This window comes from Agromyces sp. Root1464 (assembly GCF_001427265.1).
GTDB lineage: Bacteria > Actinomycetota > Actinomycetes > Actinomycetales > Microbacteriaceae > Agromyces > Agromyces fucosus.
The window spans coordinates 343,431-368,388 of sequence record NZ_LMFU01000002.1 but is presented as its reverse complement, the minus strand read 5'-3'; the positions used below and the strand labels follow the sequence as shown (position 1 = coordinate 368,388).

The 24,958-nt window shown below is 70.5% G+C and carries 27 protein-coding genes; 13 read left to right on the top strand and 14 right to left on the bottom strand.

The genetic code is table 11. From position 1 onward, the window contains the following. Positions 1-15: 15 nt before the first annotated feature. The gene (locus tag ASD23_RS07575) at positions 16-1,146 is read right to left on the bottom strand and encodes a hypothetical protein (RefSeq protein ID WP_157377040.1); all 1,131 of its coding nucleotides are present in this window, start codon (positions 1,144-1,146) and stop codon (positions 16-18) included. A 78-nt stretch (positions 1,147-1,224) separates the two neighbouring features. Here ASD23_RS07575 and ASD23_RS07570 point away from each other — a divergent pair, with 78 nt between their 5' ends. Together ASD23_RS07570 and ASD23_RS07565 are read left to right on the top strand one after the other, a co-directional pair. Continuing rightward, complete coding sequence (locus tag ASD23_RS07570; protein ID WP_082571299.1) at positions 1,225-2,397, top strand: glycoside hydrolase family 3 N-terminal domain-containing protein; 1,173 nt, start codon at positions 1,225-1,227, stop codon at positions 2,395-2,397. 114 nt (positions 2,398-2,511) lie between these two features. Beyond that, positions 2,512-3,075, top strand: coding sequence for a YceI family protein (locus ASD23_RS07565; RefSeq protein ID WP_056008935.1), 564 nt, complete (start codon positions 2,512-2,514; stop codon positions 3,073-3,075). 60 nt (positions 3,076-3,135) lie between these two features. Here the strand turns inward: ASD23_RS07565 and ASD23_RS07560 are convergent, their stop codons facing one another. Beyond that, complete coding sequence (locus ASD23_RS07560) at positions 3,136-4,251, bottom strand: winged helix DNA-binding domain-containing protein (RefSeq protein WP_162248736.1); 1,116 nt, start codon at positions 4,249-4,251, stop codon at positions 3,136-3,138. 137 nt (positions 4,252-4,388) lie between these two features. Between ASD23_RS07560 and ASD23_RS07555 the strand changes: the two genes are divergently transcribed. After that, entirely contained in the window at positions 4,389-5,987 is a 1,599-nt protein-coding gene (locus ASD23_RS07555) for an ABC-F family ATP-binding cassette domain-containing protein (protein ID WP_056008929.1), read from the top strand. An 8-nt stretch (positions 5,988-5,995) separates the two neighbouring features. On the opposite strand, the gene ASD23_RS07550 is transcribed toward ASD23_RS07555, so the two are convergent. From ASD23_RS07550 to ASD23_RS18560, 3 genes are read right to left on the bottom strand one after another with little or no spacing between them, the layout of a single operon-like run. Then, entirely contained in the window at positions 5,996-6,832 is an 837-nt protein-coding gene (locus ASD23_RS07550; RefSeq protein WP_056008926.1) for an SURF1 family cytochrome oxidase biogenesis protein, read from the bottom strand. Beyond that, positions 6,829-7,086, bottom strand: coding sequence for a hypothetical protein (locus ASD23_RS07545; protein ID WP_056008923.1), 258 nt, complete (start codon positions 7,084-7,086; stop codon positions 6,829-6,831). Before ASD23_RS07545 ends, ASD23_RS07550 begins: the two co-directional genes overlap by 4 nt. Further along, positions 7,083-7,439: a DUF3099 domain-containing protein gene (locus ASD23_RS18560; protein WP_082571297.1), complete on the bottom strand. Its 357-nt coding sequence runs from the start codon at positions 7,437-7,439 to the stop codon at positions 7,083-7,085. Before ASD23_RS18560 ends, ASD23_RS07545 begins: the two co-directional genes overlap by 4 nt. Before the next feature lie 133 nt (positions 7,440-7,572). Here ASD23_RS18560 and ASD23_RS07535 point away from each other — a divergent pair, with 133 nt between their 5' ends. Further along, positions 7,573-8,283: a beta-ketoacyl-ACP reductase gene (locus ASD23_RS07535; RefSeq protein ID WP_056008920.1), complete on the top strand. Its 711-nt coding sequence runs from the start codon at positions 7,573-7,575 to the stop codon at positions 8,281-8,283. A gap of 63 nt (positions 8,284-8,346) precedes the next feature. On the opposite strand, the gene crcB is transcribed toward ASD23_RS07535, so the two are convergent. From crcB to glgC, 5 genes are read right to left on the bottom strand one after another with little or no spacing between them, the layout of a single operon-like run. Beyond that, positions 8,347-8,724 carry a fluoride efflux transporter CrcB gene (gene crcB, locus ASD23_RS07530; RefSeq protein WP_056008917.1) on the bottom strand — a complete coding sequence of 126 codons (378 nt, stop codon included), beginning with the start codon at positions 8,722-8,724 and terminating at the stop codon, positions 8,347-8,349. Beyond that, positions 8,721-9,170: a fluoride efflux transporter FluC gene (locus ASD23_RS07525; protein ID WP_235507679.1), complete on the bottom strand. Its 450-nt coding sequence runs from the start codon at positions 9,168-9,170 to the stop codon at positions 8,721-8,723. Before ASD23_RS07525 ends, crcB begins: the two co-directional genes overlap by 4 nt. Further along, the gene (locus ASD23_RS07520) at positions 9,167-9,685 is read right to left on the bottom strand and encodes a universal stress protein (RefSeq protein WP_056008913.1); all 519 of its coding nucleotides are present in this window, start codon (positions 9,683-9,685) and stop codon (positions 9,167-9,169) included. The genes ASD23_RS07525 and ASD23_RS07520 overlap by 4 nt, the downstream gene beginning before the upstream one ends. A 54-nt stretch (positions 9,686-9,739) precedes the next feature. Further along, the gene (gene serB, locus ASD23_RS07515; protein ID WP_056008910.1) at positions 9,740-10,402 is read right to left on the bottom strand and encodes a phosphoserine phosphatase SerB; all 663 of its coding nucleotides are present in this window, start codon (positions 10,400-10,402) and stop codon (positions 9,740-9,742) included. After that, a complete protein-coding gene (glgC, locus tag ASD23_RS07510) occupies positions 10,399-11,646 on the bottom strand; it encodes a glucose-1-phosphate adenylyltransferase (RefSeq protein WP_056008907.1) in 1,248 nt (415 codons plus the stop codon). Before glgC ends, serB begins: the two co-directional genes overlap by 4 nt. Positions 11,647-11,727: 81 nt before the next feature. Here glgC and glgA point away from each other — a divergent pair, with 81 nt between their 5' ends. The 3 genes from glgA (at position 11,728) to ASD23_RS07495 (ending at position 14,146) form a co-directional block, all read left to right on the top strand. Further along, complete coding sequence (gene glgA / locus ASD23_RS07505; protein WP_056012719.1) at positions 11,728-12,915, top strand: glycogen synthase; 1,188 nt, start codon at positions 11,728-11,730, stop codon at positions 12,913-12,915. A 69-nt stretch (positions 12,916-12,984) separates the two neighbouring features. Further along, positions 12,985-13,770, top strand: coding sequence for an ABC transporter ATP-binding protein (locus ASD23_RS07500; RefSeq protein ID WP_056008905.1), 786 nt, complete (start codon positions 12,985-12,987; stop codon positions 13,768-13,770). Positions 13,771-13,897: 127 nt separating this feature from the next. Then, positions 13,898-14,146: a type B 50S ribosomal protein L31 gene (locus ASD23_RS07495; RefSeq protein WP_056008902.1), complete on the top strand. Its 249-nt coding sequence runs from the start codon at positions 13,898-13,900 to the stop codon at positions 14,144-14,146. A gap of 129 nt (positions 14,147-14,275) precedes the next feature. Here ASD23_RS07495 and ASD23_RS07490 read toward each other — a convergent pair whose 3' ends face one another. Further along, positions 14,276-14,974 (bottom strand): exonuclease domain-containing protein, encoded by a 699-nt coding sequence (locus tag ASD23_RS07490; RefSeq protein ID WP_056008895.1) that lies wholly within the window; start codon positions 14,972-14,974, stop codon positions 14,276-14,278. Positions 14,975-15,100: 126 nt separating this feature from the next. Between ASD23_RS07490 and ASD23_RS07485 the strand changes: the two genes are divergently transcribed. Together ASD23_RS07485 and ASD23_RS07480 are read left to right on the top strand one after the other, a co-directional pair. Then, positions 15,101-15,994 (top strand): alpha/beta fold hydrolase, encoded by an 894-nt coding sequence (locus tag ASD23_RS07485; protein ID WP_056008892.1) that lies wholly within the window; start codon positions 15,101-15,103, stop codon positions 15,992-15,994. Further along, positions 15,991-17,088 (top strand): glycosyltransferase family 4 protein, encoded by a 1,098-nt coding sequence (locus ASD23_RS07480; protein ID WP_056008890.1) that lies wholly within the window; start codon positions 15,991-15,993, stop codon positions 17,086-17,088. The genes ASD23_RS07485 and ASD23_RS07480 overlap by 4 nt, the downstream gene beginning before the upstream one ends. Before the next feature lie 44 nt (positions 17,089-17,132). On the opposite strand, the gene ASD23_RS07475 is transcribed toward ASD23_RS07480, so the two are convergent. Together ASD23_RS07475 and ASD23_RS07470 are read right to left on the bottom strand one after the other, a co-directional pair. After that, on the bottom strand, positions 17,133-17,753 hold the full coding sequence (locus ASD23_RS07475; RefSeq protein ID WP_082571295.1) for a histidine phosphatase family protein: 621 nt from the start codon (positions 17,751-17,753) through the stop codon (positions 17,133-17,135). A gap of 31 nt (positions 17,754-17,784) precedes the next feature. Beyond that, positions 17,785-18,630, bottom strand: a complete 846-nt coding sequence (locus ASD23_RS07470; protein WP_235507678.1) for an NAD-dependent protein deacetylase — start codon at positions 18,628-18,630, stop codon at positions 17,785-17,787. A 91-nt stretch (positions 18,631-18,721) separates the two neighbouring features. On the opposite strand from ASD23_RS07470, the gene ASD23_RS07465 reads away from it, so the two are divergent. Beyond that, the gene (locus ASD23_RS07465) at positions 18,722-19,540 is read left to right on the top strand and encodes a TrmH family RNA methyltransferase (RefSeq protein WP_056008888.1); all 819 of its coding nucleotides are present in this window, start codon (positions 18,722-18,724) and stop codon (positions 19,538-19,540) included. After that, entirely contained in the window at positions 19,537-20,787 is a 1,251-nt protein-coding gene (locus tag ASD23_RS07460; RefSeq protein ID WP_056008885.1) for a D-alanyl-D-alanine carboxypeptidase family protein, read from the top strand. The genes ASD23_RS07465 and ASD23_RS07460 overlap by 4 nt, the downstream gene beginning before the upstream one ends. Before the next feature lie 24 nt (positions 20,788-20,811). Here the strand turns inward: ASD23_RS07460 and ASD23_RS07455 are convergent, their stop codons facing one another. After that, positions 20,812-21,597 carry an SGNH/GDSL hydrolase family protein gene (locus ASD23_RS07455; protein ID WP_056008883.1) on the bottom strand — a complete coding sequence of 262 codons (786 nt, stop codon included), beginning with the start codon at positions 21,595-21,597 and terminating at the stop codon, positions 20,812-20,814. An 85-nt stretch (positions 21,598-21,682) separates the two neighbouring features. Here ASD23_RS07455 and ASD23_RS07450 point away from each other — a divergent pair, with 85 nt between their 5' ends. After that, the gene (locus ASD23_RS07450; RefSeq protein WP_056008880.1) at positions 21,683-23,482 is read left to right on the top strand and encodes a DEAD/DEAH box helicase; all 1,800 of its coding nucleotides are present in this window, start codon (positions 21,683-21,685) and stop codon (positions 23,480-23,482) included. Between the two features lie 65 nt (positions 23,483-23,547). After that, the gene (locus ASD23_RS07445; RefSeq protein ID WP_056008877.1) at positions 23,548-24,927 is read left to right on the top strand and encodes an MFS transporter; all 1,380 of its coding nucleotides are present in this window, start codon (positions 23,548-23,550) and stop codon (positions 24,925-24,927) included. Positions 24,928-24,958 lie beyond the last annotated feature (31 nt).

Here is a 24,958-nt window from a genome sequence, read left to right as displayed (position 1 = left end):
GTACCAGTTGTACCGCTAGTACCAGTTGAACCGCTCAGAGTGGGCCCACGCACCGCACGGGGCGCCGTAGCGGTCGGCGATGTACGAGAGGCCCCACTCGATCTGCGTGGCGGCATTGGTGCGCCAGTCGGCGCCCGCGCTGGCCATCTTGCTGCCCGGCAGCGACTGCGGGATCCCGTAGGCGCCGCTCGAGGCGTTGTAGGCGTCGGCGCGCCAGCTCGACTCGCGGGTCCACAGCTTCAGGAGGCACTGGTACTCGCCCGAACCCCAGCCGTAGCGTGCGACGGCGGACGCTGCGTAGGCCTTCGCCCCGGCGACGTCGACGACGACGCCGGGCGGCGGAGCGCCGCCGACGTCGACCGTGTCGCCGCTCGCTGCTTCGGCGGCGAGTCGGCGGGCCTCCTCGGCCTGCCGGAGCTCTTCGCCGGCGCGGTACTGCCGTTCGAGCACCGCGGTGCTGTCGCGCAGGCTCGCGAGTTGCGCGTAGAGCGTGTCGACGACGACTCGCTGCGCGGCGAGTTCGGCCTCGGCGGCCGCATGCGCCGACTCGGCTGCCTCGGCGGCGTCCGCCGCGGCCTCCGCAAGGCGCGCTCGCTCCTGCTCGGCGACGTCGGCCTGTGCCGAGAGCGAGGCGGACTCGGCCTTCGCGGCCTCGGCCCGGTCGGCGACCCCGCCGTAGATGTTCGCGAGCTGTGCCGCACGCGAGAGGCCCTGCAGCAGGTCGGTCGACGTGTCGTCGGCGAGGAGGAGCCGCAGCGTGACATCCGCTCCGCCCGATCGTGCCAGCATCGCGCCGACCCGCCCGAGTCGTTCACCCGATGCCGTGGCCTCGGCGTCCGCTGCGGTCGCCTGGCCGTCGAGGGTCGCGGCCCGCTGCTCGGCCGCTGCATGTGCCGCTGCAGCGGCAGCCGACTCGCCCGCTGCCGCGACGGCGGCGTCGCCGAGCGCGGCGGCGGTCGTCTCGAGCGAGGCGACGAGGCCGCTGATGCGCGTCGCCTCGGCTTCGCGCGCCGTGACGTCCTGCTTGGCGGCGGCGACCTCCTCCCAGCTGGGATAGTCCTCGCCGAAGGCCGCTGCAGGGGGCAGCACCAGCGTCGCGGCCACGAGTGCCGCCGCGATTGCCGCGTACCTCGGTCCAGCTCGCACGAGACCCCCTTCGAGGCGGTGAGTCTACCCACGACGACTCTCGGCGCTCGTTCGGACACGCACCGTAGAGTCGTTCGAATGCGCGCCACCCGAACTGCACGACTGCCGCTCGTCATGACGGCGGTGCTGGTCGCGCTGACGGCGTGCGCCGGGCCTCCCGCCGGCGACGGCCCCTCGAGGCCGACCGACCAGACGCGGACGCCCAGCCCGACGGCAACCCCGATCGACCCGATCGCCGCGTGGGTCGACGAGCGGATGTCGCAGCTCACGACGGAACAGAAGGCCGCGGCGCTCCTCATGGTGCACGCACCCGGGACCGACCCCGCGCCGTTGCGGGCGTACGTCGACGCGGGCGTCTCGGGCCTCATCCTGATGGGCGACAACGTGCCGGCGGGCCCGGCAGAGCTCGGAGCGCTCACCGCCGCCGTGCAGGCCGACCCCGAGGCCCCCGTGCTGATCGGCATCGACGAGGAGGGCGGAGAGGTGCAGCGGCTGCCCTGGGATGGAGAGCCCGGCGCCGAGGGCCTGCGCGCGGAGCCGCCGGCCGCTGCGAACGCGGCCTACGCCGCCCGCGCGGGAACGCTCGCCGCGAGCGGCGTGAACGTGAACTTCGGGATCGTCGCCGATGTCACCGCCGACCCGGATTCCTTCATCTTCGGCCGCGTGCTCGGAACCGACCCGGCCAGCTCGGCCGAACGGGTCGCGGGCTCGGTGGCGGGGGAGCAGGGGCTCGTCGCGAGCACGCTCAAGCACTTCCCCGGGCACGGGGCGGCGCCGGGCGACTCCCACTCGAGCGTGCCGTCTGCGCCGCTGACCATCGACGAATGGCGGGCCGGCCCCGCGTTGCCGTTCGCGAGCGGCATCGACGCGGGCGCCGAACTCGTGATGACGGGTCATCTCAGCTACCCCGCCGTCGACCCGGCTCCGGCCTCGCTCTCACCCGAGTGGCACCGCCTCCTCCGCGACGAACTCGGATTCGACGGCGTCGTCGTGACCGACGACATGCTCATGCTGCAGCACAACGGACTGGCCGAGTTCGCCGATCCGGGCGAGAACGCCGTGCGTGCGGTGGCCGCCGGCGCCGACCTCCTGCTCTACGTGCTCCCCGCCGATCCCGCGTCGATGGGCATCTCGATCGACGGCCTCGTCGGCGCGATCGCCGGCGGGGTGCAGTCGGGGCGCATCACCGCGGAACAACTCGATGACGCCGTCGAACGGGTCCTGACCCTGCGACGCACGCTCGCGAGCTGAACCGGAGAATTTCCTGAGACATTTCCGCCGGACGGGAATATGCCGACTGTCCATGCGTTTGCATAGGCGTGGCCGAACGGCCGCCACGACACCGAACACGGGAGACCGCCCAACATGACGACGACTGCACCGACGATCGAGATCCCCGGCTACCGCGCTGGCACCTGGAACATCGACCCCACTCACAGCGAGGTCGGCTTCAGCATCCGCCACATCATGATCAGCAAGGTCAAGGGCAAGTTCGAGCGCTTCAACGCGACGTTCATCACCGCCGAGAACCCGCTCGACTCGAGCGTCACCGCATCCGCCGAGGTCGCCTCGGTCACCACGAACGAGCCGAACCGCGACGCCCACCTCCGCACCGGCGACTTCTTCGAGGCCGAGACCTACCCGACCATCGACTTCGTCTCGACCGGCGTGCGCGTCGAGAAGGGCGACTTCAAGGTCGACGGCGATCTCACGATCCGCGGCATCACGAAGCCGGTCACCTTCGACTTCGAGTTCGGCGGCTTCGGCGGCGACCCCTACGGCAACTACAAGGGCGGCGCCACGGCGAAGACCGTCATCAACCGCGAGGACTTCGGCCTGCAGTACAACGCAGCGCTCGAGACCGGCGGCGTGCTCCTCGGCGACCAGGTCACGATCACCCTCGAGCTCCAGGCTGCGCTCGAGCAGTAAGCGCCGAGCGAAAGCTCACGAAGGGTCGGATGCCTCGGCACCCGGCCCTTCGTCGTCGGCTCACCCGGTCGTGATCTCACCGAGTTCGGTCGACCAGAATGCGGCCCAGCGCGTGAACGCCGGCCGGAATCCGCTCACCGCGGGCCGGCCACGGAACCGCTTCACTTCGATGGACGTCGTGCCTCGGCGTTCGGGCGCGCGGCGCCACGTGCCGACGACCTCGCCACCCGCGACGAGGATTGGCAGGAACAGGCCGTTCTTGCCGGGCACGACGCGCAGGGCGTCGACGTCGGAGCAGAACGCCGCGCGATCGCCGTAGCCGAGGAAGTACTCGTCGAACGAAGCGAGTACGTGGCGGCCCGTCGGCGCGGCAGGCACCCTCGCTGTCGGTGCCGAGGGGGCGTCCGCGGCGACGAAGCGCTCGGCGTCGAACGGGATCACCGCGTCGGCGGCCGCCGCTTGCGCGATGCGCGCCTGCGTCAGCGTGAGCCCGGTCCACCAGGCGAAGTCGCGCACCGTGACCGGACCATGGCCGCGTGCGTACCCGGCGAACAGGCGCCCGAGGATCTCGTCGGCGTCTTCGGGTTCGTCCGACCGGCGCGGCGACCACTCGTCGAGCAGCACGAATCGCTGTCTCGCGCGGGTCTCCACCGGGCCACAGCAGAGCAGCCCCTCGTTCGCGAGGCGCCAGATGAGGTGGTATCCGCGCTGGCCGGTGGTGTCGATGCCCGCTGCAGTCCAGGCGGCCTGCAGTTCATCTCGCGTCGCGGCGCGCCCGCCTTCGAGCTCGTGCACCGCAACCCGGCGGGCGACGGCGTGCACCTCGTCGTCGATGCCCTCGTCACGGTGGGTCTTCGCCGCCCGCTGCATGAGTCGCGCCGCTGTGAGGCTGAGGATCGGCCGGAGCATCTCGGGTGCGACGAAGTGCAGGGTGCCGCGCATCGGCCATGAGCGCAGCAGCTCTCGCTCGTCGATGGCCGTGTCGATCGTCGCCTCGGTCGTGCCGGCGACCCGGGCCCCGAGCACCCACTTCGCGGCGGCGAGGTCTTGTGCCTGCAGGCAGACCAGGCGTTCGACCGCCGAGGCTGGGGAGTCGAAGCCGTCGTCGAGACCTTGGGCGGCCAGCCGGGCCGCGCGCACCGCCGAGATCGAAGCGCCCGAGGCATCCATCGTCATGCTGCGAGTCTGCCGGATGCCTGTGACATCTCGCCCGATGAAGGCCGACGACGTTCGCCACCCCGCCCAGCGGGATAGACTGGGAGGCTGTGCCGCTCGGCACGCCATCCCACCCCGTCCGTTTCGGAGGAACCCCCGTGCTCGCCGTTCATGATCTCGAGATCCGCATCGGTGCGCGCGTGCTGATGGAGCACGTCGACTTCCGCGTCTCCGACGGTGACAAGATCGGCCTCGTCGGCCGCAACGGCGCCGGCAAGACCACCCTCACGAAGACGCTCGCTGGCGAGACGCTGCCGACCGGCGGTCGCATCGATCGCAGCGGGGAGATCGGGTACCTCCCGCAGGACCCGCGTTCGGGCGACCCCGAGATGCTCGCCCGCACCCGCATCCTCGACGCGCGCGGGCTCGGCCAGATCGCACTCGGCATGCACGAGGCGAGCCTGAACATGGGCAGTGACGACCCCGAGGTCGCTGAACGGGCGATGAAGAAGTACGGCAATCTCACCGACCGCTTCAACGCGCTCGGCGGATACGCCGCCGAGGCCGAGGCCGCCTCGATCGCTTCGAACCTGAACCTGCCCGACCGCATCCTCGACCAGCCGTTGAAGACCCTGTCCGGCGGTCAGCGACGCCGCATCGAGCTCGCCCGCATCCTCTTCTCCGACGCCGAGACGATGATCCTCGATGAGCCGACGAACCACCTCGACGCCGACTCCGTCGTCTGGCTCCGCGAGTTCCTGAAGAACTACCGGGGCGGCGTCATCGTGATCTCCCACGATGTCGTGCTCGTCGGCGAGGTCGTGAACCGGGTGTTCTACCTCGACGCGAACCGCTCGGCGATCGACATCTACAACATGGGCTGGAAGCACTACCAGCGTCAGCGTGCCGCTGACGAGGAGCGCCGCAAGAAGGAGCGGATGAACGCCGAGAAGAAGGCGGGAGTCCTGCAGCTGCAGGCCGCGAAGTTCGGTGCCAAGGCCTCGAAGGCCGCCGCGGCGCACCAGATGGTCGCCCGTGCCGAGAAGCTGCTCGCCGGCCTCGAAGAGGTGCGCGCGGTCGACCGCGTGGCGAAGCTCCGCTTCCCGACGCCCGCGCCCTGCGGCCGCACGCCCATCACGGCCTCCGACCTCTCGAAGAGCTACGGCTCGCTCGAGATCTTCACCGCCGTCGACCTCGCGATCGACCGTGGGTCGAAGGTCGTCATCATCGGCTTGAACGGTGCCGGCAAGACCACGCTCCTCCGTATCCTGGCGGGCGTCGACGCGCCCGACACCGGGGTCGTCGAAGCCGGCCACGGCCTGCGCGTCGGCTACTACGCGCAGGAGCACGAGACGATCGACGTCAAGCGCTCGGTGCTCCAGAACATGGTGAGCGCGTCTCCGAACCTCACCGAGACCGAGGCCCGCAAGGTGCTCGGCTCGTTCCTCTTCACCGGCGATGACGTGCACAAGCCCGCCGGCGTGCTCTCGGGCGGCGAGAAGACGCGACTCGCGCTCGCGATGATCGTCGTCTCGGGGGCCAACGTGCTGCTCCTCGACGAACCGACGAACAACCTCGACCCCGCGAGCCGCGCCGAGATCCTCGACGCCCTCGCGCACTACGAGGGCTCGGTCGTGCTCGTCTCGCACGACCCGGGCGCCGTCGAGGCGCTGAACCCCGAGCGCGTGCTGATCATGCCCGACGGCACGGAAGACCACTGGAGCCGCGAGTACCAGGAGCTCATCGAGCTGGCTTAGCTGTACAGCTAACGCCGGTCGAGCACGCCGTCCTCGAGATCGGCGTCGGCGTCGCGCCGCTTCACCTTCGGCTTGCGGGCGGCGCGAGTCGCGGCATCCGTCGAACCGGAGGTCTCGGCGAGCGCCTTGCGCTCCTGGTTCGCCGCCCACGCGAGGCCGACGAAGCCCATGAGCGCGAAGACGTACCACTGCAGCGCATACGAGAGGTGCGGGCCCTCGTCGCGTTCGGGTCGCGCCGCCGCCAGCGGCGGTTCATCGGCGTCGGCGCCCGTCTGCACGAGCACGCCGTATGCGGCGGTGTAGCCCGGTTCGCCGACGCGCTCAGAAAGCTCCTCGAGGTCGATCGTCGCGAACTCGTTCCCCGTCGAGGTGCGACCCTCGATGCGCCCCTCGCCGGCCTTCAGCCGGGCCTCGACCTCGACGTGCCCGCTCGGCGGCGGCGGCACCTCGCTCGGCCGGCCCTCGGAGTTCTGCGCGATCCAGCCGCGATCGACCATGAAGACCGCGCCGTCGTCGAGGAGGAACGGCGTGATGACCTGGAAGCCCGAGCTGCCCTCGAACGGGCGGTTGCGCACGACCACCTCTTCATCGGTCAGGTACTCGCCGGAAAGGGACACGACCTGCCAGCGCTGGTCGATGTCGAAGTCGTCGGGGTCGGGGAGCGCCTCAACGACGGGCACGGCCGCAGCGTCGTAGTTCGCGTCGATGCGCGCGACCTCGGCGAGCGCTTCGGTGCGACGGTTGAACTGCCAGGCGCCGAGCGCGGCGCAGACGATCGCGAAGACGACGGTGAGCAGCAGGTAGCCGGCCCATCGCCGATGCAACAGGAATCGCCAGTCGTTCACGCGTCGTCTCCGTCTGCGGCGTCGGGCCGCGGCTCGATGAGGTCGGCGAACCCGGCGACCGCGACCGGGAACGAACGCGCCTCGAGGAAGCCGCGCAGGTAGTCGACGTGTTCGTCGCACGCGAGCCAGGTCTTGCCGCGGTCGCCCGTGTGGATGCGCGGGTTGCGCCAGTCGATGCGCCAGGTCGCCGGCTCACGGCATTGCGCGCGCGAGCAGGTGCCGTGGTCGGGCGACGCGCCCAGTCCACCGATCATGCGGCGCCGCGTTCGTCGTGGCGCGTTCCGTCGTCGTGCGGCGCTGGGTGCTCGGAACCGGGGGCACCCGCCGAGGGCGGGGGAGTCGTGGGGGAGGTGCGGCGCATGAGGACGCCGGGGCGGAGCACCGTGCTGCGTCGACCGGAGCCCTGCACGTTCGCGAGCACGACCGCGATGTACGGCAGGAAGATCGCCCCGGCCGCGAACACCGCGAGCCACCAGCCGCGTGCGAAGAGCAGGCCGATGACGCAGAGCACGCGGATCGACATCGCGATCGAGTACTTGATCATGCGCGACCGCCGCTCCGCTTCGGGCGAGAGCGGCAGCGTGGTGATCGACTGCTGCTGCTTCATGGTGTTCGCCGTGGTTCTGCGGCACTCCTCTTGCTTCAAGCCTACGTCCGTCAGCGGGTGACGGATGCCCGGAATACAGGAGCCTCTAAGCTGAAACGGGCCGATCGGCCCGACGCCTGAAGGAGAAATACGCATGACGACGAGCCGCACCGTTCTCGTGACCGGTGGCAACCGGGGAATCGGGTTCGCGATCGCCCGCGAGTTCATCGCCCAGGGCCACCGCGTGGCCGTGACCGCCCGCTCGGGCGAGGGGCCCGAGGGCTCGCTCACCGTCCGCGCCGACGTCACCGACGCGGCATCCGTCGACGCGGCCTTCACCGCGATCGAGGCGGCTCTCGGCCCGGTCGAGGTCGTCGTCGCGAATGCCGGCATCACGCGCGACATGCTGCTGCTCCGCATGAGCGAAGACGACTTCACGAGCGTCATCGACACCAACCTGACGGGCGCCTTCCGGGTCGTGAAGCGCGCCTCGAAGGGCATGCTGAAGGCGCGGTTCGGCCGCATCGTGCTCATCTCCAGCGTCGTCGGGCAGTACGGCTCGGCGGGGCAGGTCAACTACTCGGCATCGAAGGCGGGACTCGTGGGCATGGCCCGGTCGCTCACCCGCGAACTCGGGGCGCGCAACATCACCGCGAACGTCGTCGCGCCCGGGTTCATCGAGACCGACATGACCGATGAGCTGCCCGAGGCGCAGCAGGCCGAATACCAGAAGAGCATCCCCCTCGGTCGTTTCGCCGCCCCTGAAGAGGTCGCGAAGGTCGTGGCCTGGCTCGCCGGCGACGAGGCCGGGTACATCTCCGGTGCCGTCATCCCCGTCGACGGCGGCCTCGGCATGGGGCACTAGGTCCGAATCGACGGGCGTCCAGTGCGCTGAGGCTCGCCGAGCGGTGTACCGGGCTCGCCGCGGTCAGAACGCGCTGCCGAGCCAGAGACCGAGGCCGGCCGCGGCGACCGACGACACGAGCATCAGCACGCCGCTCACGAGCGACGCGGCGACCCGTCGCTGGCGGATGAGCTGCACGGTCTCGTAGCTCGCGGTGCTGAACGTCGTGTAGCCGCCGAGGAAGCCGGTGCCGAGCACGATGGCGAACTCCGGCGCCAGCAGGTTCGCGAGTGTCGCGCCGACGACGAGACCGAGCGCGAACGAGCCGGAGACGTTGATGATCGTCGTCGCCCACGGGAACGCCGTGCGGACTCGCGATCGGATGACGCCGTCGACGACGAAGCGCACGCCGGCACCGAGCCCGCCGGCGACGACGACCAGGAGGAAGAGCGGAAGCGTCATGCCGGCCCGCCGTCTCGAACGGCGCGTCCGTGACCTCTGCCGAGAGCCGTGCCGACGACGATGCCGGCCCAGGTGGCGAGTGCGCCCACCAGCACCGTGCCGAGGGCGTAGACCATCGAGACCGCCACGGCACCGTCGACCGCCAGCAGGACGGTGTCGCTCGCGAGTGCACTGTAGGTGGTGAAGCCGCCGCAGAACCCGGTTCCGAGCAGCAGTCGGAGTTGCACGGCGGATGCATCGTCGTGACCGCGGTGCGCCAGGGCGGCGTACAGGCAGCCGAGCACGAACGCGCCCACGAGGTTGACGATCGCGATGGCGAGCGGAACCTGCGCGACCGGGGGGATCACGAGTGCGAGCCCGGCGCGGGCGGCCGACCCGGCCATGCCGCCCACCACGACGAGTGCGATGGCGCTCCACCGGAGGTGGGGCGGCCGTTCACCCGTCACGAGGCGGTTCCAGAGCCGCGCTGCGAGTCCATGCGCCGCGCGGGGATGACCACGACCGGTCGCCCCTGGCGGTGCGCCAGCTGCGCGCCCACCGACCGGTTGAAGAACTCGCGCAGGCTCCCGCCGAACGCATGGTCATGGGCGCCGACGACGATCATGGCGGCGTCGAGCGTGTCCCCGAGGTGTGCGAGGGCACCGGCGACGTCGCCGGCGAGCGCGAGCGAGCGCCAGGGCACTGCGGTGTCCACGAGTGCGGCGCGCAGCGATTCGGCGAGGGCCTCGTCGAAGACCGCCTCGTGGTCGTCGGCGAAGTCGGGATCGATCGACGCGCTCTCGACGGACCCATCGGCGGACTCCTCGACCGGGTACCGCGCCGGATTGACGTATGCGCACACGAGCGGGGACTCGAACCGGCTCGCGAAGGCCGCGGCCTCCTGCACCACGTGGGCCGGCTGGCCGGGTACCACGCCGACGATCACCGGCCGCGCGGAAGGCGCGCCCTCGACCTCAGCCATGCCGCGATGCTACGCCGCGGCCCTCGGCAGGGTCAACGCGCGACTGCCGCGGACTCATCCACGCAGGCCGAGCACGGTGAGCACCGGCGACAGGTCTGGGCGGTCGATCACGAGGTCCGCCTGGGCCCGCACGATCGGCTTCGCGCAGAAGGCGATGCCGAGCGCAGCACGGTCGAGCATCTGCAGGTCGTTCGCGCCGTCGCCGACCGCGACGGTGCGCGAGATCGGGATGCCACTGGCATCCGCCCATTCGGCGAGTGCGGCCGCTTTCGCGGCGGCGTCGACGATCGGACCGTCGACCCGACCGGTCAGGCGGCCGCCTGCGATCTCGAGACGGTTCGCGCGGCAGAAGTCGAGCCCGAGGCGCTCGGCGAGCGGGTCGAGCAGCTCGTGGAAGCCGCCGGAGACGACGCCGATGCGTCCGCCTGCGGCGTGCACGCCGTCGATGAGCTGCTGGACGCCCGGGGTCGGGGTCATTCGTTCGCGTGCTGCGGCGAGCACCGTGACCTCGAGGCCCGCGAGGGTTGCGACCCGCTCGCGCAGGCTCTCGGCGAAGTCGAGCTCCCCGCGCATGGCGCGCTCGGTGACCGCCGCGACGTGCTCGAGCGTGCCGGCGGCTTCGGCCAGCAGCTCGATCGCCTCTTCGCGGATGAGGGTGGAGTCGGCGTCGAGCACGAGGAGGGGGCCGCTCGCGCGGCCGGTGGTGCGCGCGCTCACGCGGTGGCCCGGACGCGCGAGCCCTTGCCCACCACGGTGATGCCGCTGTCGGTCACGATGAAGCCTCGAGCGACGTCTTCGGCCCGGTCGACGCCGATGCGTGCCCCCGCCTCGACGATGACCTCCTTGTCGAGGATCGCCCGCTGCACGGTCGCGCGCGCATCGATGCGCGCCCGGTCGAAGAGGATCGAGTCGGAGACGTGCGCGCCCGAGCCGACCTTCGCCCACGGCCCGATGACGCTGCGTTCGACGTGTGCGCCCGAGATGACCGAGCCGAGCGAGACGATGGAGTCGATGACCGTGCCGAGGGTGCCGCGGGCGTCGCGGGTGAACTTCGCCGGCGGCGAGTTCAGCTGCTGGCTGAAGATCGGCCACTCCCGGTTGTAGAGGTTGAAGACCGGCAGCACCGAGATGAGGTCCTGGTGCGCCTCGAAGAACGAGTCGATGGTTCCGACGTCGCGCCAGTAGTAGCGGTCGCGGTCGGTCGACCCGGGCACCTCGTTGCGCTGCAGGTCGTAGACGCCCGCTGCACCCTGGGACACGAACGCCGGGATGATGTCCCCGCCCATGTCGTGGCTCGAGTCCGTGCGTTCGCCGTCGCGCAACACGGCGTCGATGAGGGCGTCGGCGTTGAAGACGTAGTTGCCCATCGAGGCGAGCACCTCACCGGGGGAGTCGGGGAGCCCGACCGGATCGGTGGGCTTCTCGAGGAACCGGTGAATGCGGCCCGGGTTGGCGGCGTCGACCTCGATGACGCCGAACTGGTCGGCGAGCCCGATGGGCTGCCGGATCGCGGCCACCGTGGCGGCAGCGCCGGACTCGATGTGCGCGTCGATCATCTGGCTGAAGTCCATGCGGTACACGTGGTCGGCGCCGACCACGACGATGATGTCGGGCTGTTCGTCGTAGATGAGGTTCAGGCTCTGCAGGATGGCATCGGCCGAACCGGAGAACCAGCGCTTGCCGAGGCGCTGCTGCGCGGGCACCGAGGCCACGTAGGAGTTCAGGAGCCCGCTCATGCGCCAGGTCTGCGACACGTGCCGGTCGAGGCTGTGCGACTTGTACTGCGTGAGCACGACGATCTGCCGCAGCCCCGAGTTCAGCAGGTTCGAGAGCGCGAAATCGATCAGGCGGTACTGCCCCCCGAAGGGCACCGCCGGCTTCGCGCGATCTTCTGTCAGGGGCATGAGTCGCTTGCCCTCGCCGCCGGCGAGGACGATGCCGAATACCTTGCGCGTCGCCATGCCACAACCCTAGTCAGCGCGAGCCGTCCGCGGGCCAGTCGAGTCGGAGCGTGACGGATGTCGCTGCGCTACGTTTGCATCATGCGCGTCGACCTGCTCACCCGCGAGTACCCACCCGAGGTCTACGGCGGTGCCGGTGTGCACGCCGCGGAGCTCGTTCGAGCGCTGCGCTCGAGCATCGACGTGCGAGTCCGATGCTTCGGCGCGCCGCGCGACGAGCCCGGCACCTTCGGGTATCCCGTCCCACCCGAGTTCGTGGCGGCCGATCCGGTGCTCAGCACGATGGGCGTCGACCTGCTCATGGCCGGCGACGCGGCCGGGGCCGATCTCGTCCACTCGCACACGTGGTACGCGAACTTCGCCGGGTTCACCGCGAAGCGCCTGCACGGGGTGCCGCACGTCGTGACGGCGCACAGCCTCGAGCCGCTGCGGCCGTGGAAGGCCGAGCAGCTGGGCGGCGGCTACCGCCTCTCGTCGTGGGTCGAGCGCAGTGCGTTCGAAGACGCCGATGCGGTCATCGCCGTGAGCGAGGGCATGCGCCGCGACATCCTCCGCTCCTATCCCTCCATCGACCCGAGCCGTGTCGAGGTGGTCTACAACGGCATCGACCTCGAAGACTGGGCGCCGCACCACGACCCCGACCTCGTGCGCTCGCTCGGAGTCGACCCCGATCGGCCATCCGTGATCTTCGTCGGCCGCATCACTCGGCAGAAGGGCCTGCCCTACCTGCTCCGGGCTGCACGGCTGCTGCCCGACGACGTCCAGCTCGTGCTGTGTGCCGGCGCCCCCGACACCGAGGCGATCATGTCGGAGGTGACCTCGCTCGTCGACGAGCTGCGCACGGAGCGCGACGGTGTGGTGTGGATCGATCGGCACCTGCCGCGCGCGGAGCTCTCAGCACTCCTCACCGCCGCCACCACTTTCGTCTGCCCATCGGTCTACGAGCCGCTCGGCATCGTGAACCTCGAGGCCATGGCGTGCGGTGCGCCGGTCGTCGGCACCGCGACGGGCGGCATCCCCGAGGTCGTCGCCGACGGCGTGACCGGGGTGCTCGTGCCGATCGAGCAACTCGACGACGGCACCGGCACGCCGGTCGACCCCGACCGGTTCGTCGCCGATCTCGCGGCTGCGCTGACCGCCGTCGTGAGCGACCCGGTTCGCGCGGCCGAGATGGGTGCCGCCGGACGACGCCGCGCAGAGACCGACTTCGGCTGGGATGCGATCGCCGAACGCACGCTCGAGCTCTACGGGCGCGTGCTCGCCCGGTGAACCGGGTCGACGCGCGTGGCGTGCCTCGGCGTGCCGAGCGACCTCCGCGCTGCCGATAGCATGGGACGTATGGCGAGCACGGTTCTGCAGTTCCACGATGTGTCGGTGGTCCGCGATGGCAACACGATCCTCGACTCGGTCAACTGGAGCGTCGCCTCCGACGAGCGCTGGGTCATCCTCGGTCCGAACGGCGCGGGCAAGACCACGCTGCTGCAGATCGCTGCCGCGGCGATGCATCCGACCTCTGGCAAGGCCGACGTGCTGCAAGAGGCCCTCGGCAAGGTCGATGTCTTCGAGCTGCGCCCCATGATCGGCTTCGCGTCCACTGCGATGGCCCGCAAGATCCCGCGCAACGAGACCGTGATCGACGTCGTGCTCACCGCGGCGTACTCGGTCACCGGCCGCTGGAACGAGGAGTACGAGGCGATCGACCTCCGCCGCGCGCAGCGGGTCCTCACCGAATGGGGTCTCGACGGCTTCGCCGACCGCCGCTTCGGCAGCCTCTCCGACGGCGAGCAGAAGCGCGTGCAGATCGCCCGCTCGGTCATGACCGACCCCGAACTGCTGCTGCTCGACGAGCCGGCCGCGAGCCTCGACCTCGGCGCGCGCGAAGAGCTCGTCGGGCTGCTCGGCGGCTATGCCGCGTCGTCGGCCTCTCCCGCGATCGTGATGGTCACCCACCACGTCGAAGAGATCCCCGTCGGCTTCACGCACGCCCTGCTGCTGCAGAAGGGCGGCATCGTCACGGCGGGTCCGCTCGCGGAGTCGCTCACCGCCGAGAACCTCTCCAAGACGTTCGACATGAAGATCGAACTGACCGAGACCGACGGTCGATACGCGGCTCGCGCCGTGTGACCGCACCTCGCTGTCGATTCTGCTAAGATCGATAGCTGGCCCGTGGGCCACCTTTCTTCCCTGCGCACGCGCAGGCTGCGTATCCACCGTCCGAATGCTTCACCAGCTGAAATCCAAGGAAGTCTCCATGAAGACCGACATCCACCCCGAGTACAACGCGATCGTCTTCCGCGACCTCGCTTCGGGCGCCACGTTCCTCACCCGCTCGACGGCCAAGAGCGACAAGACGATCGAGCTCGACGGTGAGACCTACCCGGTCATCGACGTCGAGATCTCGTCGGAGTCGCACCCGTTCTACACGGGCAAGCAGCGCATCATGGACTCGGCCGGCCGCGTCGAGAAGTTCAACCAGCGCTTCAAGAACTTCGGCGCGTAAGCACTGTCGTACCACGAAGGCCCCGCCATCGGCGGGGCCTTCGTCGTGCCCGCAGGTCGTGATCGGTTCGGAGGGACGCGAGCTGTTCGTCTCCTCGAGGATCCGCGAACCGGGGGAGTCGAACGCGACTCAGCGCACCGGCCACGCGCCTGACGTCGTGAACTCGGGCTCGCCGTTCTTGCGGCGCCACGCCTGGTAGCTCTCGGCCTGTTCGCGACTCCAGTCGACCTGGCGTGCATGCAACTCCGCGACGGCGGTCGCCGCGAGCTCGGGGAAGGTGCGGGCGATCGCCTGGGCGACGCGGCCTGCGGCCACGGCGTCGGCCCCTGCATCGTGGGCGTCGTCGAGGGTGACGCCGTAGTGCTCGGCGGTCGCGGTGAGCGTGCGCTTGCCGCGTCGGTACTTGTCCACGGCCTTGTCGATGACGAGCGGGTCGATGACGGCGCCGGGGACGGGGAGAGGAGCGACGCCGTAGCGGGTGGCCTCGCGGTCGAGGATCGTGAGGTCGTACGCGGCGTTGTACGCCACGATCGGCAGGCCCCGCGACGCGGCATCCGTCAACGCGCCGACGATCTCGGCGACCGCGACCGGAGCCCGTTGACCCTCGAGGCGGGCGCGTTCGGTGCTGACGCCGTGGATGAGCGACGCCGCGGTGGGGATCTCGACCCCCGGATCGACGAGCCACTCGCGCTGCTCGAGCACCTCGCCGGAGGCGCCGATCACGCCGACGTGGGCCGTCACGATGCGGCACGTGTCGACGTCGATGCCCGTCGTCTCGAGGTCGAAGACGGCGAGCGTGTCGGCCCAGTGGCCACCCAGAAGATCCATGTCGTCAGGCTATGGTCGGCCACCGTCATCGGCGTCGCGCGAGGGCGCGTGTCGGCGGCATCGGCGGGCTTCCCGCTCTCCACGGCGATCAGCGGGCACTCCGGGACGAACCATAGAATGGCAGGGATGATCACCTCTCCCTACGCCGAGCAGCTCGCTCGCATCCCTGTGCGAGCGCATCGCGTCGACGTCGACGGCACCGAGACGGCCTGGTGGGAGTACGGCCGAGCGGATGCCCCGGTGCTCGTGCTCGTGCACGGCTTCCGCGGTGACCACCACGGCCTCGAACCCGTCGTCGCCCAGCTGCCCGGATTCCGCATCATCTCGCCCGACCTGCCGGGCTTCGGCGAATCCGCGACCTTCGCAGACCGCCCGCACGACATCGGGGCCTACGCTGCATGGCTCGGCGCGTTCATCGACGCCGTCGGCATCACGGGGCCGTACATCCTGCTCGGCCACTCGTTCGGCTCGATCGTCTCGTCGGCCGCCGTGGCGGGGGGCCTCGCGCCCGAGCGCCTCGTGCTCGTCAACCCGATCGGCGCGCCCGCCCTCGAAGGTCCGCGCGGCGTCATGACCCGGCTGGCGGTCTTCTACTACCGCACCGCGGCGGCGCTGCCCGAGCGTGCCGGCTTCGCCCTGCTCCGAAATGGCGCCATCGTGCGCGTCATGAGCGTCACGATGGCCAAGACCCGTTCGAAGCCGCTCCGCCGCTTCATCCACGACCAGCACGACCAGTACTTCTCGGCGTTCGGCGACCGTGACGCAGTGCTCGAGGCGTTCCAGGCCTCCGTCAGCAACGACGTCAGCCAGTACGCCGCCGACATCCCGGTGCCGACGCTCCTCGTCGCCGCCGAACGCGACGACGTCACGCCGCTCTCGGCGCAGCACCGCCTCGTCACGCTCTTCCCCGACGCGACCCTCGAGGTGATCCCCGAGGTCGGCCACCTCATCCACTACGAGACGCCCGGCGACGCGGCATCCCGCATCCTGACGTTCCTCGGCGCCGGGGCGCGCGCGTGAGGATCGTCGTCGACTGCCGCTACACCCGCATCGGGCAGCACGACGGCATCAGCCGCTTCACCGCGGGCATCGTGACGGAGCTCGGCAAGCGGCATCCGCTCACCATGCTCGTGAGCGACCACCGCCAGCTCGACATGCTCCCGGCGATGCCGTGGCAGCTCGTGAGCTCGCCCACGAGCGTCCGCGAACCGCTCGTCGCCCTGCAGGTCAAGAAGCTGCGCCCCGACGTCGTCTTCACGCCCATGCAGACGATGGGCTCGTGGGGGCGCGACTACAAACTGCTGCTGACGCTGCACGACCTGATCTACTACGAGAACCGCACGCCGCCGCGCGACCTGCCGGCCCCCGTGCGGCTGCTGTGGCGGCTCTACCACCTCGCCTGGTGGCCGCAGCGCATGCTGCTGAACCGAGCCGACCAGGTCGTGACGGTCTCCGAGACGACCGCCGGCCTCATCCACGAGCACCACCTCACCGATCGTCCCGTCACCGTCGTGCCGAACGCCGCCGACGACCTCGGCGCTCCCGCCCTGCCCCGCACGCGCCCCGAGGGGCATCGTCTCGTGTACATGGGCTCGTACATGCCGTACAAGAACGTCGACACGCTCGTGCGGGCCGTCGCGGCACTGCCCGACCACGAGCTGCACCTGCTCAGCCGCATCAGCGCCGACGAGCGTTCCCGGCTCACTCGCCTGGCACCGCAGGCCAGGCTCGTCTTCCACGACGGCGTGACGGATGCCGCGTACGCCGAGCTGCTCTCGAACGCCACCGCGCTCGTGCACGCGTCGAAGGCCGAGGGCTTCGGCATCCCGCTCGTCGAGGCGATGCGCCTCGGCACGCCCGTGGTCGTCAGCGACATCCCGATCTTCCGCGAGATCGGCGGCGACGCCGCCGTCTACTTCGACCCCGAGAACCCCGAGTCGCTCGTCGCCGCGCTGTGGTCGCTCGAGCGGGCGGGGGAGTGGGAGCGGCGCTCCGAGGCATCCGTCGTCGTCGCCGCCCGCTACAACTGGGCGGCGTCGGCCGAGCGCCTGCTCGCCCTCATGCAGTCGACGGTCGCCGGCAACGGGCGGCGTCGCCGGCGTCGCGCGGGCTGAGACGTTGCGACACGTCGGTGCCGACGGCGCCGACGAGTCGGTGCTTACGCGTCGGTGCCCGTGAGTGCTTCGGGATCGACGAGCGAGAGCTCGCCGGCATCGAAGCGCACGAGATGCACCGAGCCGTTGGCGACTGCGTAGCCGGCGCCCGGGAGCGTCCAGTCGCTCAGATGCAGCATGAGCGAGCGGATCACGTCACCGTGCGTGACGACCACGACGTTGCCGCCGGGGTGAGATGCGGCGATCTCCTCGAGCGCGCCCGTCACCCGCGCGATCGCCGATGAGCGCGGTTCGAGCCCCTCGATCGTCGTGACCTGCGCCTCGACGGCGGCGCGGGCGCTCGCGTGGTCGAGCCCTTCGAGCACCCCGTGCGCGCGCTCGGCCAGTCCCGGGTTGATCGTGGGCGCCGGCAGATCGAGTTCGCGTGCGATGATCTCCGCTGTCTCGGCGGCGCGTGAGAGCTGACTGGCGTAGACCACGTGCCACCCGTCGTCGCCGGCGAGCCAGGTCGCCGTGCGCACCGCCTGCGCCCGGCCCGTGTCGTTCAGCGGGATGTCCGTCATGCCCTGGAGGCGTCGCTGGCGGTTCCATTCGGTCTCGCCGTGCCGGACCAGGGCGATGAGCACCGAGTCGGTGCGGGTCTCGTCGGTCGCGGCATCCGTCATGGCGACAACTCTTGCAGAACGACCGCAGCCGTCACGAATCGAGGGCGTCGGCGATCGCCACGAGCGTCTCGCTCGCGCCGGCGTCGACCTTGACGGCGGCACGGCCGTCGCCCTTCGTGACGCCGCGGTTGACGATAACGATCGGCAGTCGCTTGCGACGAGCCTGCTCGAGGAGCCGCATGCCCGAGTTCACGACGAGTGAGGAGCCCGCGACGAGCAGCACGTCGGCGCCCTGCACGAGGGAGGCCGCGGCCTGGAACCGGTCGCTGGGCACGAATTCGCCGAAGAACACCACGTCGGGTTTCAGGATGCCGCCGCACACGGTGCACGCGGGGATCACCATCGCGTCGACGTCGTCGACCTCGACGTCGCCGTCGGGTGCCGGGCGGATCGCGGTCTCGAGGTCGATCTCGGGGTTCAGTTCCTCGAGACGTGCCGCGATGGCCTGACGGGCGTAGTGCTGGCCGCACGTGAGGCACAGCACGCGGTCCATGCTGCCGTGCAGCTCGATGACGTGCCGGTTGCCCGCACGGCGGTGCAGTCCGTCGACATTCTGCGTGATCACGCCGCCGACGATGCCGCGCGACTCGAGGTCGGCGAGTGCGAGGTGGCCTCGGTTGGGCACGGCGCTGCCGAAGCTGCGCCAGCCGAGGTGGCTGCCCGCCCAGTAGCGCTTGCGGGCCCGTTCGGAGGCGAGGAAGGTCTGCACGGTCATCGGAGTGCGAACAGGGGCGCCTTCGCCGCGATAGTCGGGGATGCCGGAATCCGTGCTGACCCCCGCACCGGTGAGCACCGCGACACGCGCGCCGCGGAGCAGTTCGATCGCTTCGGCGAGGTGTTGTTCGGCTGCGACCGGGGCCTCGATACCAGTGCTCACGCGACTCTCCCTTCAGCGATGACCCGAGTCTAGACGTCTCCGTTTTCCGGAATGTTTCGGGCACTGGCAGGCTGGAGGGTGAAGGAGACCCATGCACATCGAACGAGTCCGCGACGCGGCATCCGATGCGGTGGCCGATTACGCACGGCTCACCGACGTCGCGCTGCGCAGCGCCCACGAGCCCGAACAGGGTCTCTACATCGCCGAGTCTGCGAAGGTGATCCGCCGGGCGATCGCCGCGGGCCATCGACCGCGCTCGGTGCTCATGGAGGAGAAGTGGCTCGCGGGCCTCGAACCGGTGCTCGCTCCATTCGACATCCCGGTGCATCTCGCCGACCCCGACCAGCTCGAGGCGATCACGGGATACCGCGTTCATCGCGGCGCCCTCGCCGCCTTCGAACGGCCCGTGCTGGTCGACCCCGCCGAGCTCCTCGCGAACGCGCGACGGGTCGTCGTGCTGGAAGACATCGTCGACCACACGAACGTCGGAGCCATCTTCCGCAGCGTCGCAGCCCTCGGCGCCGATGCGGTGCTCGTGAGCCCTCGCTGTGCCGACCCGCTCTACCGCCGGAGTGTCCGGGTGAGCATGGGCACGGTCTTCCAGGTGCCGTGGACCCGGCTGCCCGAGTGGCCGGAGGCGGCCGAGCTCCTGCACGCCGGCGGCTTCACGATCGCAGCGCTCGCCCTCGCCGACGACGCGGTCTCGCTGCCCGACCTCGCCGCCGCAGCACCCGAGCGGCTCGCGCTCGTCTTCGGCGCCGAGGGCGACGGGCTCAGCCGCACCGCGCTCGAGTCGGCCGACGCCGTCGTCACGATCCCCATGCGACACGGCGTCGACTCCCTGAACGTCGCGGCCGCGGCAGCCGTGGTGCTCTATGCGGTGGCCCTCCCCGAAGGGGATGCATCGTGACCGACGTCGACGCGAAGGCGTCGAAGGCGCGGGTGTACCGCCGTCGCCGCATCGTCGTGTTCAGCGCCCTCGCGGTCGTCATCGCGCTCGTCACGACGGGTGGCGTCTACACGGCGAACGCGCTCGGCGCCGCCGTGCCCGCGGCCGCACCGCAGATCACCGACCCCGAGCCGGTCGCGGCGGCCGCGCAGCCGCTCGCGCTGCCGGGCTTCGGCAGCTATGCCGTCGGGGCCGTCGGCTTCGACGGCCTGATGGCAGCCGGCAACGAGTCCACGCCGATGGCGATGGCGAGCATCACGAAGGTCATCACCGCGCTGACGGTGCTCGCCGAGCATCCGATCCCCGCCGGCGAGAGCGGTCCCGACATCGCGTACACCGATGCCGACGTCGACATCTACTGGGACATGGTCGCCCAGAACGGCTCGGTCGCCCCCGTCGAGGCGGGCGCCACCCTGAGTCTCAAGGAGAGCCTCGAGGCGCTCCTCATCCCGTCGGGCAACAACTACGGCATCTCCATCGCGAACTGGGCCTTCGGCTCGGAGCAGGCGCTCGTCGAGAAGGCCAACGCGTGGCTCGCAGCCAACGGACTCGCGAACACGCACGTCGTCGACTCGAGCGGTATCTCCGACGACAACGTCGGGACCGCCGCCGACATGGTCCTCCTGGGCGAGATCGCACTCCGCGACCCGACGATCGCGGCCATCGTGGCGTCGAAGAGCGTCGAGATCCCCGAACTCGGCACCCTCGAGAACTCGAACAAGCTGCTCGGCACGCACGGCGTCGACGGCATGAAGACGGGCACGACCGATGATGCGGCGAACCTGCTCTTCACGGCCGACTACGCCGTGGGCTCCTCGACGGTGACCGTCGTCGGGGTGCTGCTCGGCGGCGAGACGCACTCCGTGCTCGACGAGGCCATCGCGGCGCTGCTCGATTCGGTCGCCCCCGGCTTCCACGAGGTAGTACCGCTCGAGGCGAACCAGGTCTTCGCCGAGTACACGACCCCGTGGGGCGAGACGGCGCGGGCGCGGGCGGCCGAGGGCGCCACCCTCGTCGTCTGGAGCGACACGCCCGTCGACGTCGAGGTGCAGGCCGAGCCCGTCACGCTCGCGGAGCGCGGCGACGAGGTCGGCTCGGCGATCGTCCGCGCCGGCTCGCAGGAGATCAGCGTGCCACTCGTGCTCGACGCCGCGATCGTCGACCCCGGCACGTGGTGGCGCCTCTCGAATCCGGGCGCGCTCGGCTGAGCCGGCCCGCCCGACCGGCGTCGCCTACTCGAGGGACTCGTACGGCGCGGCATCCGGTCGCTTGGCGCTGATGAGATCGCCCGACGACTGGTGGCGGATGCGTCGCACGACCCAGGGCACGAGGTACTCCCTCGCCCAGGAGAGGTCTTCGACGCGCGCTTGGCGCCAGGTGCTCGACGGCAGCGGCTCGGGGCGCAGCGGCTCGAGGTCGTGCTCGACGTTGAGGGCGTCGATCACCATGCTCGCGACCGTGTGGTGGCCGAGCGAGTTGAGGTGCAGCCGGTCGGGCGCCCACATGCGCTGGTCCTGGATGGCCGTGAGCGCCCACTGGTCGGCGACGATGCAGTCGTACTTCGCCGCGATGGTGCGCAGGTTCTCGTTGTAGATCGCCACCTTGCCGCGGATGCCGCGGAACACGGGGGAGAAGCCGACGTCGACGCCGGTGAAGATGACGATCGTCGCGTGGTCGCGGGAGAGGCGCTCGATCGCGTACTCGAAGCGGGCAGCGATCTCGTCGGGGTCGGTGCGCGGACGGATGACGTCGTTGCCGCCGGCCGAGATCGTGATGAGGTCGGGGCGCAGGGCGAGCGCCGGTTCGATCTGCTCGTCGATGATCTGTTGGATGAGCTTGCCCCGCACGGCGAGGTTCGCATAGGCGAAGTCCTCGGTGCCCTGCGCGAGCTGCTCGGCGACGCGGTCGGCCCAGCCGCGGTGCCCGCCGGGAGCGTTGGGCTCGGGGTCGCCGATGCCCTCGGTGAAGGAGTCGCCGAGGGCGACGTAGCGCGACCAGGGATGCTGCGGGGAGACCATTCCTCCATTGTGCCAACTCGTTCCCGGTTCGGGGATCTCGTTCCCGGTTCGGGGATGTCGGGCGCCTCCGCTACGCTCGGATCCAGTGAGCACAGCGATCCCTTTCGGCCCCCAACCGGGCACGTCAGCCGCCGAGCACCTCTCACCCTCGTTCCCCGAACGCGCTGCGTGGGGCACGGCCTCGAAGCTCCGGGCCTGGCAGGCCGATGCACTCGAGCAGTACCTCGCCGAGCTGCCGCGCGACTTCCTCGCCGCCGCGACGCCGGGTGCCGGCAAGACGACCTTCGCCCTCCGGCTCGCGGCCGAGCTGCGTGCCCGACGCATCATCGACCGCATCACCGTGGTGGCGCCGACCGACCACCTGAAGCGGCAGTGGGCCGACGCGGCAGCCCGCGCCGGCATCCGGCTCGACCCCGATTTCCGCAATGCCCACGGCCGCAGTTCGCGCCACTATCACGGGGTCGCCGTCACCTATGCGCAGGTCGCCATGCGGCCGGGCCTGCACCGCGACGTGACGCTCTCGGGCAAGACCCTCGTCATCCTCGACGAGGTGCACCACGGCGGCGATGCGCTCTCGTGGGGCGACGCGATCCGCGAGGCGTTCGAGCGCGCCGAGAAGCGACTCTCGCTGACCGGCACGCCGTTCAGATCCGACACCGCGCCCATCCCGTTCGTGCAGTACGTGCCCGACGCCCAGGGTGTGCGGCTCTCGAAGTCCGACTACAACTACGGCTATGGTCGCGCCCTCGCCGACGGCGTCGTGCGCCCGGTGCTCTTCATGGTCTACGCGGGCCACATGCGCTGGCGCACGAAGGCCGGCGACGAGATGGAGGCGAAGCTCGGCGAAGACAACACGAAGGACATCACCTCCTCGGCCTGGCGCACCGCCCTCGAGCCGAGCGGCGAGTGGATCCCCGCGGTGCTCGCAGCTGCCGATCGACGTCTCACCGAGGTGCGGCACGGCATCCCCGACGCGGGCGGTCTCGTCATCGCGACCGACCAGACCGTCGCCCGCGCCTACGCTCAGATCCTCGAGCAGATCTGCGGCGAGAAGGTGACGATCGTGCTCTCCGACGAGAAGGAGGCGAGCTCGCGCATCGAGGAGTTCTCGGCGAACACCAGCCGTTGGATGGTCGCCGTGCGCATGGTGTCCGAGGGCGTCGACGTGCCGCGGCTCGCGGTCGGCGTCTATGCCACGAGCGCCTCGACGCCGCTCTTCTTCGCGCAGGCGATCGGCCGCTTCGTGCGGGCGCGTCGTCGCGGTGAGACCGCCACGGTCTTCCTCCCGAACGTGCCCGGCCTCATGGCGCTTGCCTCGCAGCTCGAGCTCGAGCGCGATCACGCCCTCGACCGACGCGGAGGCGATGACGACGACGACGGCCTCGACGACAGCCTGCTCGAGTCCGCCAACCGCGAGGAGCGCGCCTCCGAGGAGGAGCTGGGGCTCGGCACCTGGGAGGCCCTCGGGTCGGATGCCTCGTTCGACCGCGTGCTCTACGACGGCACCGAGTTCGGCACGCTGGCCGAACCGGGCAGCGACGAGGAGTACGACTTCATCGGCATCCCCGGCATCCTCGAACCCGAGCAGGTCTCCGAGCTGCTCAGGCATCGCCAGGCACGGCAGGCCCGGCGCGCGGGGGAGCGCCGCAAGCACGTGGTCGCCGACGAGAACCCCGAGCCGGTCGCGCTCTTCCGCACGCTGAAAGAGCAGCGGTCGCTGCTCAACAGCCTCGTCGGGCTCTGGGCGCGGCACACCGGCGAGCCGCACTCGCAGGTGCACGGTGAGCTCCGCCGCATCTGCGGCGGGCCGGCCGTCGCGCAGGCCACGGTCACGCAGTTGCAGGCGCGCATCGAGTTCCTGCGGAAGCGACTCGGCAGCCGCTGACGGGGTCGACTGCAGCGAGCGGATGCCTCGGCTCGCGGCATCCGGAGCGGGTCTAGCATGGCCGTATGGACCGTCGTTCGCGCGTACTCGTCGTCGCCATCGTCGTCTCCTTCATCGCCTTCCTCGACGGCGCGGTCATCAACGTCGCGCTTCCCGCGATCGAGGCCGAGCTCGGCGGCGGACTCGCGCTGCAGCAGTGGGCCGTCGACGCCTACCTGCTGACGCTCGGCTCGCTCATCCTGCTCGCGGGCTCGTTGTCGGACTCGTACGGGCGCCTCCGGATCATCCGCATCGGGCTCTACGGCTTCGCCGCGACATCCGTGCTCTGCGCCATGGCGCCCGACGGCCTCGTCTTCGTCATCGGGCGTGGGCTGCAGGGTGCGGCCGGCGCCCTGCTCGTGCCGAGTTCGCTCGCGCTCATCATCGCGACGTTCCCCGCTGCGGCACAGGGAAAGGCGATCGGACGTTGGACGGCGTGGACGACCGTCGCGTTCCTCGTCGGACCGCTGCTCGGCGGTGTGCTCGTGGACCTCGTCTCCTGGCGGCTCGTCTTCTGGATCAACCTGGTGCCGATCGCCTTCTCCCTCGTCTTCATGCACGCGCTCGGTCGCGACGCCGCGAACCCTGCGAAGGAGCGCATCGACTGGCCGGGGGCGGCGCTCGGCGTCGTCGGCCTGGGCGGCACCGTCTTCGCGCTCATCGAGCAGGGGCGATTCGGCTGGTCGTCGCCCGTCGTCTACATCCCGCTCGTCGTCGGGCTCATCGCCCTCGTCGTGTTCGTGTGGTGGGAGAACCGGACTCCGCAGCCGATGCTGCCCCTCAGCCTCTTCCGGGCGCGCAACTTCGCGGCGGGAAATCTCGCCACGCTCTTCATCTACGCGGCGTTCTCGCTCGGGCCGTTCGCGATCACCATCTTCCTGCAGGAGTTCGCGGGATTCTCCGCGACCGCCGCCGGGCTCGCGACGCTGCCGCCCACGATCATGATCGTCTTCCTGGGCTCCTGGTTCGGCGGGTTGTCGACCCGGTTCGGGCCGCGCATCTTCATGACGCTCGGCCCGATCACCGTGGCCGTCGGGTACCTGCTCACGCTCACGGTCACGACCGAGGTGTCGTACTGGACCCAACTGCTGCCGGGCATCATCGTGATGGGGCTCGGCATGGCGATGACGGTGGCGCCGCTGACCGCTGCGATCCTCGGCGCGGTGGACCCGGCCCGGGCGGGTATCGGATCGGCCGTCAACAACGCGGTCGCTCGAATCGCCGGACTCGTCGCGATCGCCTCGATCGGTGTCATCGTCGGGACGCAGCTCGATGTCGCGGGCTTCCATCGGGCGGCGATCGCGACGGCGGCGTTCCTCGTGGTCGGCGGCATCGTGTCGTGGATCGGCATCAGGAACCCCGTGCACGCCGCCTCGACGCCGGCGAATGAGCCGGCGCGCGACTGAGCCGGGACTCACTCAGCGCGCGCCGGGACGG

Coding starts and splice junctions, on each gene's coding strand:
- ASD23_RS07570 (WP_082571299.1), top strand. CDS start 1,225: ATGCGCGCCACCCGAACTGCACGACTGCCGCTCGTCATGACGGCGGTG.
- ASD23_RS07565 (WP_056008935.1), top strand. CDS start 2,512: ATGACGACGACTGCACCGACGATCGAGATCCCCGGCTACCGCGCTGGC.
- ASD23_RS07560 (WP_162248736.1), bottom strand. CDS start 4,251: ATGACGATGGATGCCTCGGGCGCTTCGATCTCGGCGGTGCGCGCGGCC.
- ASD23_RS07545 (WP_056008923.1), bottom strand. CDS start 7,086: ATGATCGGTGGACTGGGCGCGTCGCCCGACCACGGCACCTGCTCGCGC.
- ASD23_RS18560 (WP_082571297.1), bottom strand. CDS start 7,439: ATGAAGCAGCAGCAGTCGATCACCACGCTGCCGCTCTCGCCCGAAGCG.
- ASD23_RS07535 (WP_056008920.1), top strand. CDS start 7,573: ATGACGACGAGCCGCACCGTTCTCGTGACCGGTGGCAACCGGGGAATC.
- crcB (WP_056008917.1), bottom strand. CDS start 8,724: ATGACGCTTCCGCTCTTCCTCCTGGTCGTCGTCGCCGGCGGGCTCGGT.
- ASD23_RS07520 (WP_056008913.1), bottom strand. CDS start 9,685: ATGGCTGAGGTCGAGGGCGCGCCTTCCGCGCGGCCGGTGATCGTCGGC.
- glgC (WP_056008907.1), bottom strand. CDS start 11,646: ATGGCGACGCGCAAGGTATTCGGCATCGTCCTCGCCGGCGGCGAGGGC.
- glgA (WP_056012719.1), top strand. CDS start 11,728: ATGCGCGTCGACCTGCTCACCCGCGAGTACCCACCCGAGGTCTACGGC.
- ASD23_RS07500 (WP_056008905.1), top strand. CDS start 12,985: ATGGCGAGCACGGTTCTGCAGTTCCACGATGTGTCGGTGGTCCGCGAT.
- ASD23_RS07495 (WP_056008902.1), top strand. CDS start 13,898: ATGAAGACCGACATCCACCCCGAGTACAACGCGATCGTCTTCCGCGAC.
- ASD23_RS07490 (WP_056008895.1), bottom strand. CDS start 14,974: ATGGATCTTCTGGGTGGCCACTGGGCCGACACGCTCGCCGTCTTCGAC.
- ASD23_RS07485 (WP_056008892.1), top strand. CDS start 15,101: ATGATCACCTCTCCCTACGCCGAGCAGCTCGCTCGCATCCCTGTGCGA.
- ASD23_RS07475 (WP_082571295.1), bottom strand. CDS start 17,753: ATGACGGATGCCGCGACCGACGAGACCCGCACCGACTCGGTGCTCATC.
- ASD23_RS07465 (WP_056008888.1), top strand. CDS start 18,722: ATGCACATCGAACGAGTCCGCGACGCGGCATCCGATGCGGTGGCCGAT.
- ASD23_RS07455 (WP_056008883.1), bottom strand. CDS start 21,597: ATGGTCTCCCCGCAGCATCCCTGGTCGCGCTACGTCGCCCTCGGCGAC.
- ASD23_RS07445 (WP_056008877.1), top strand. CDS start 23,548: ATGGACCGTCGTTCGCGCGTACTCGTCGTCGCCATCGTCGTCTCCTTC.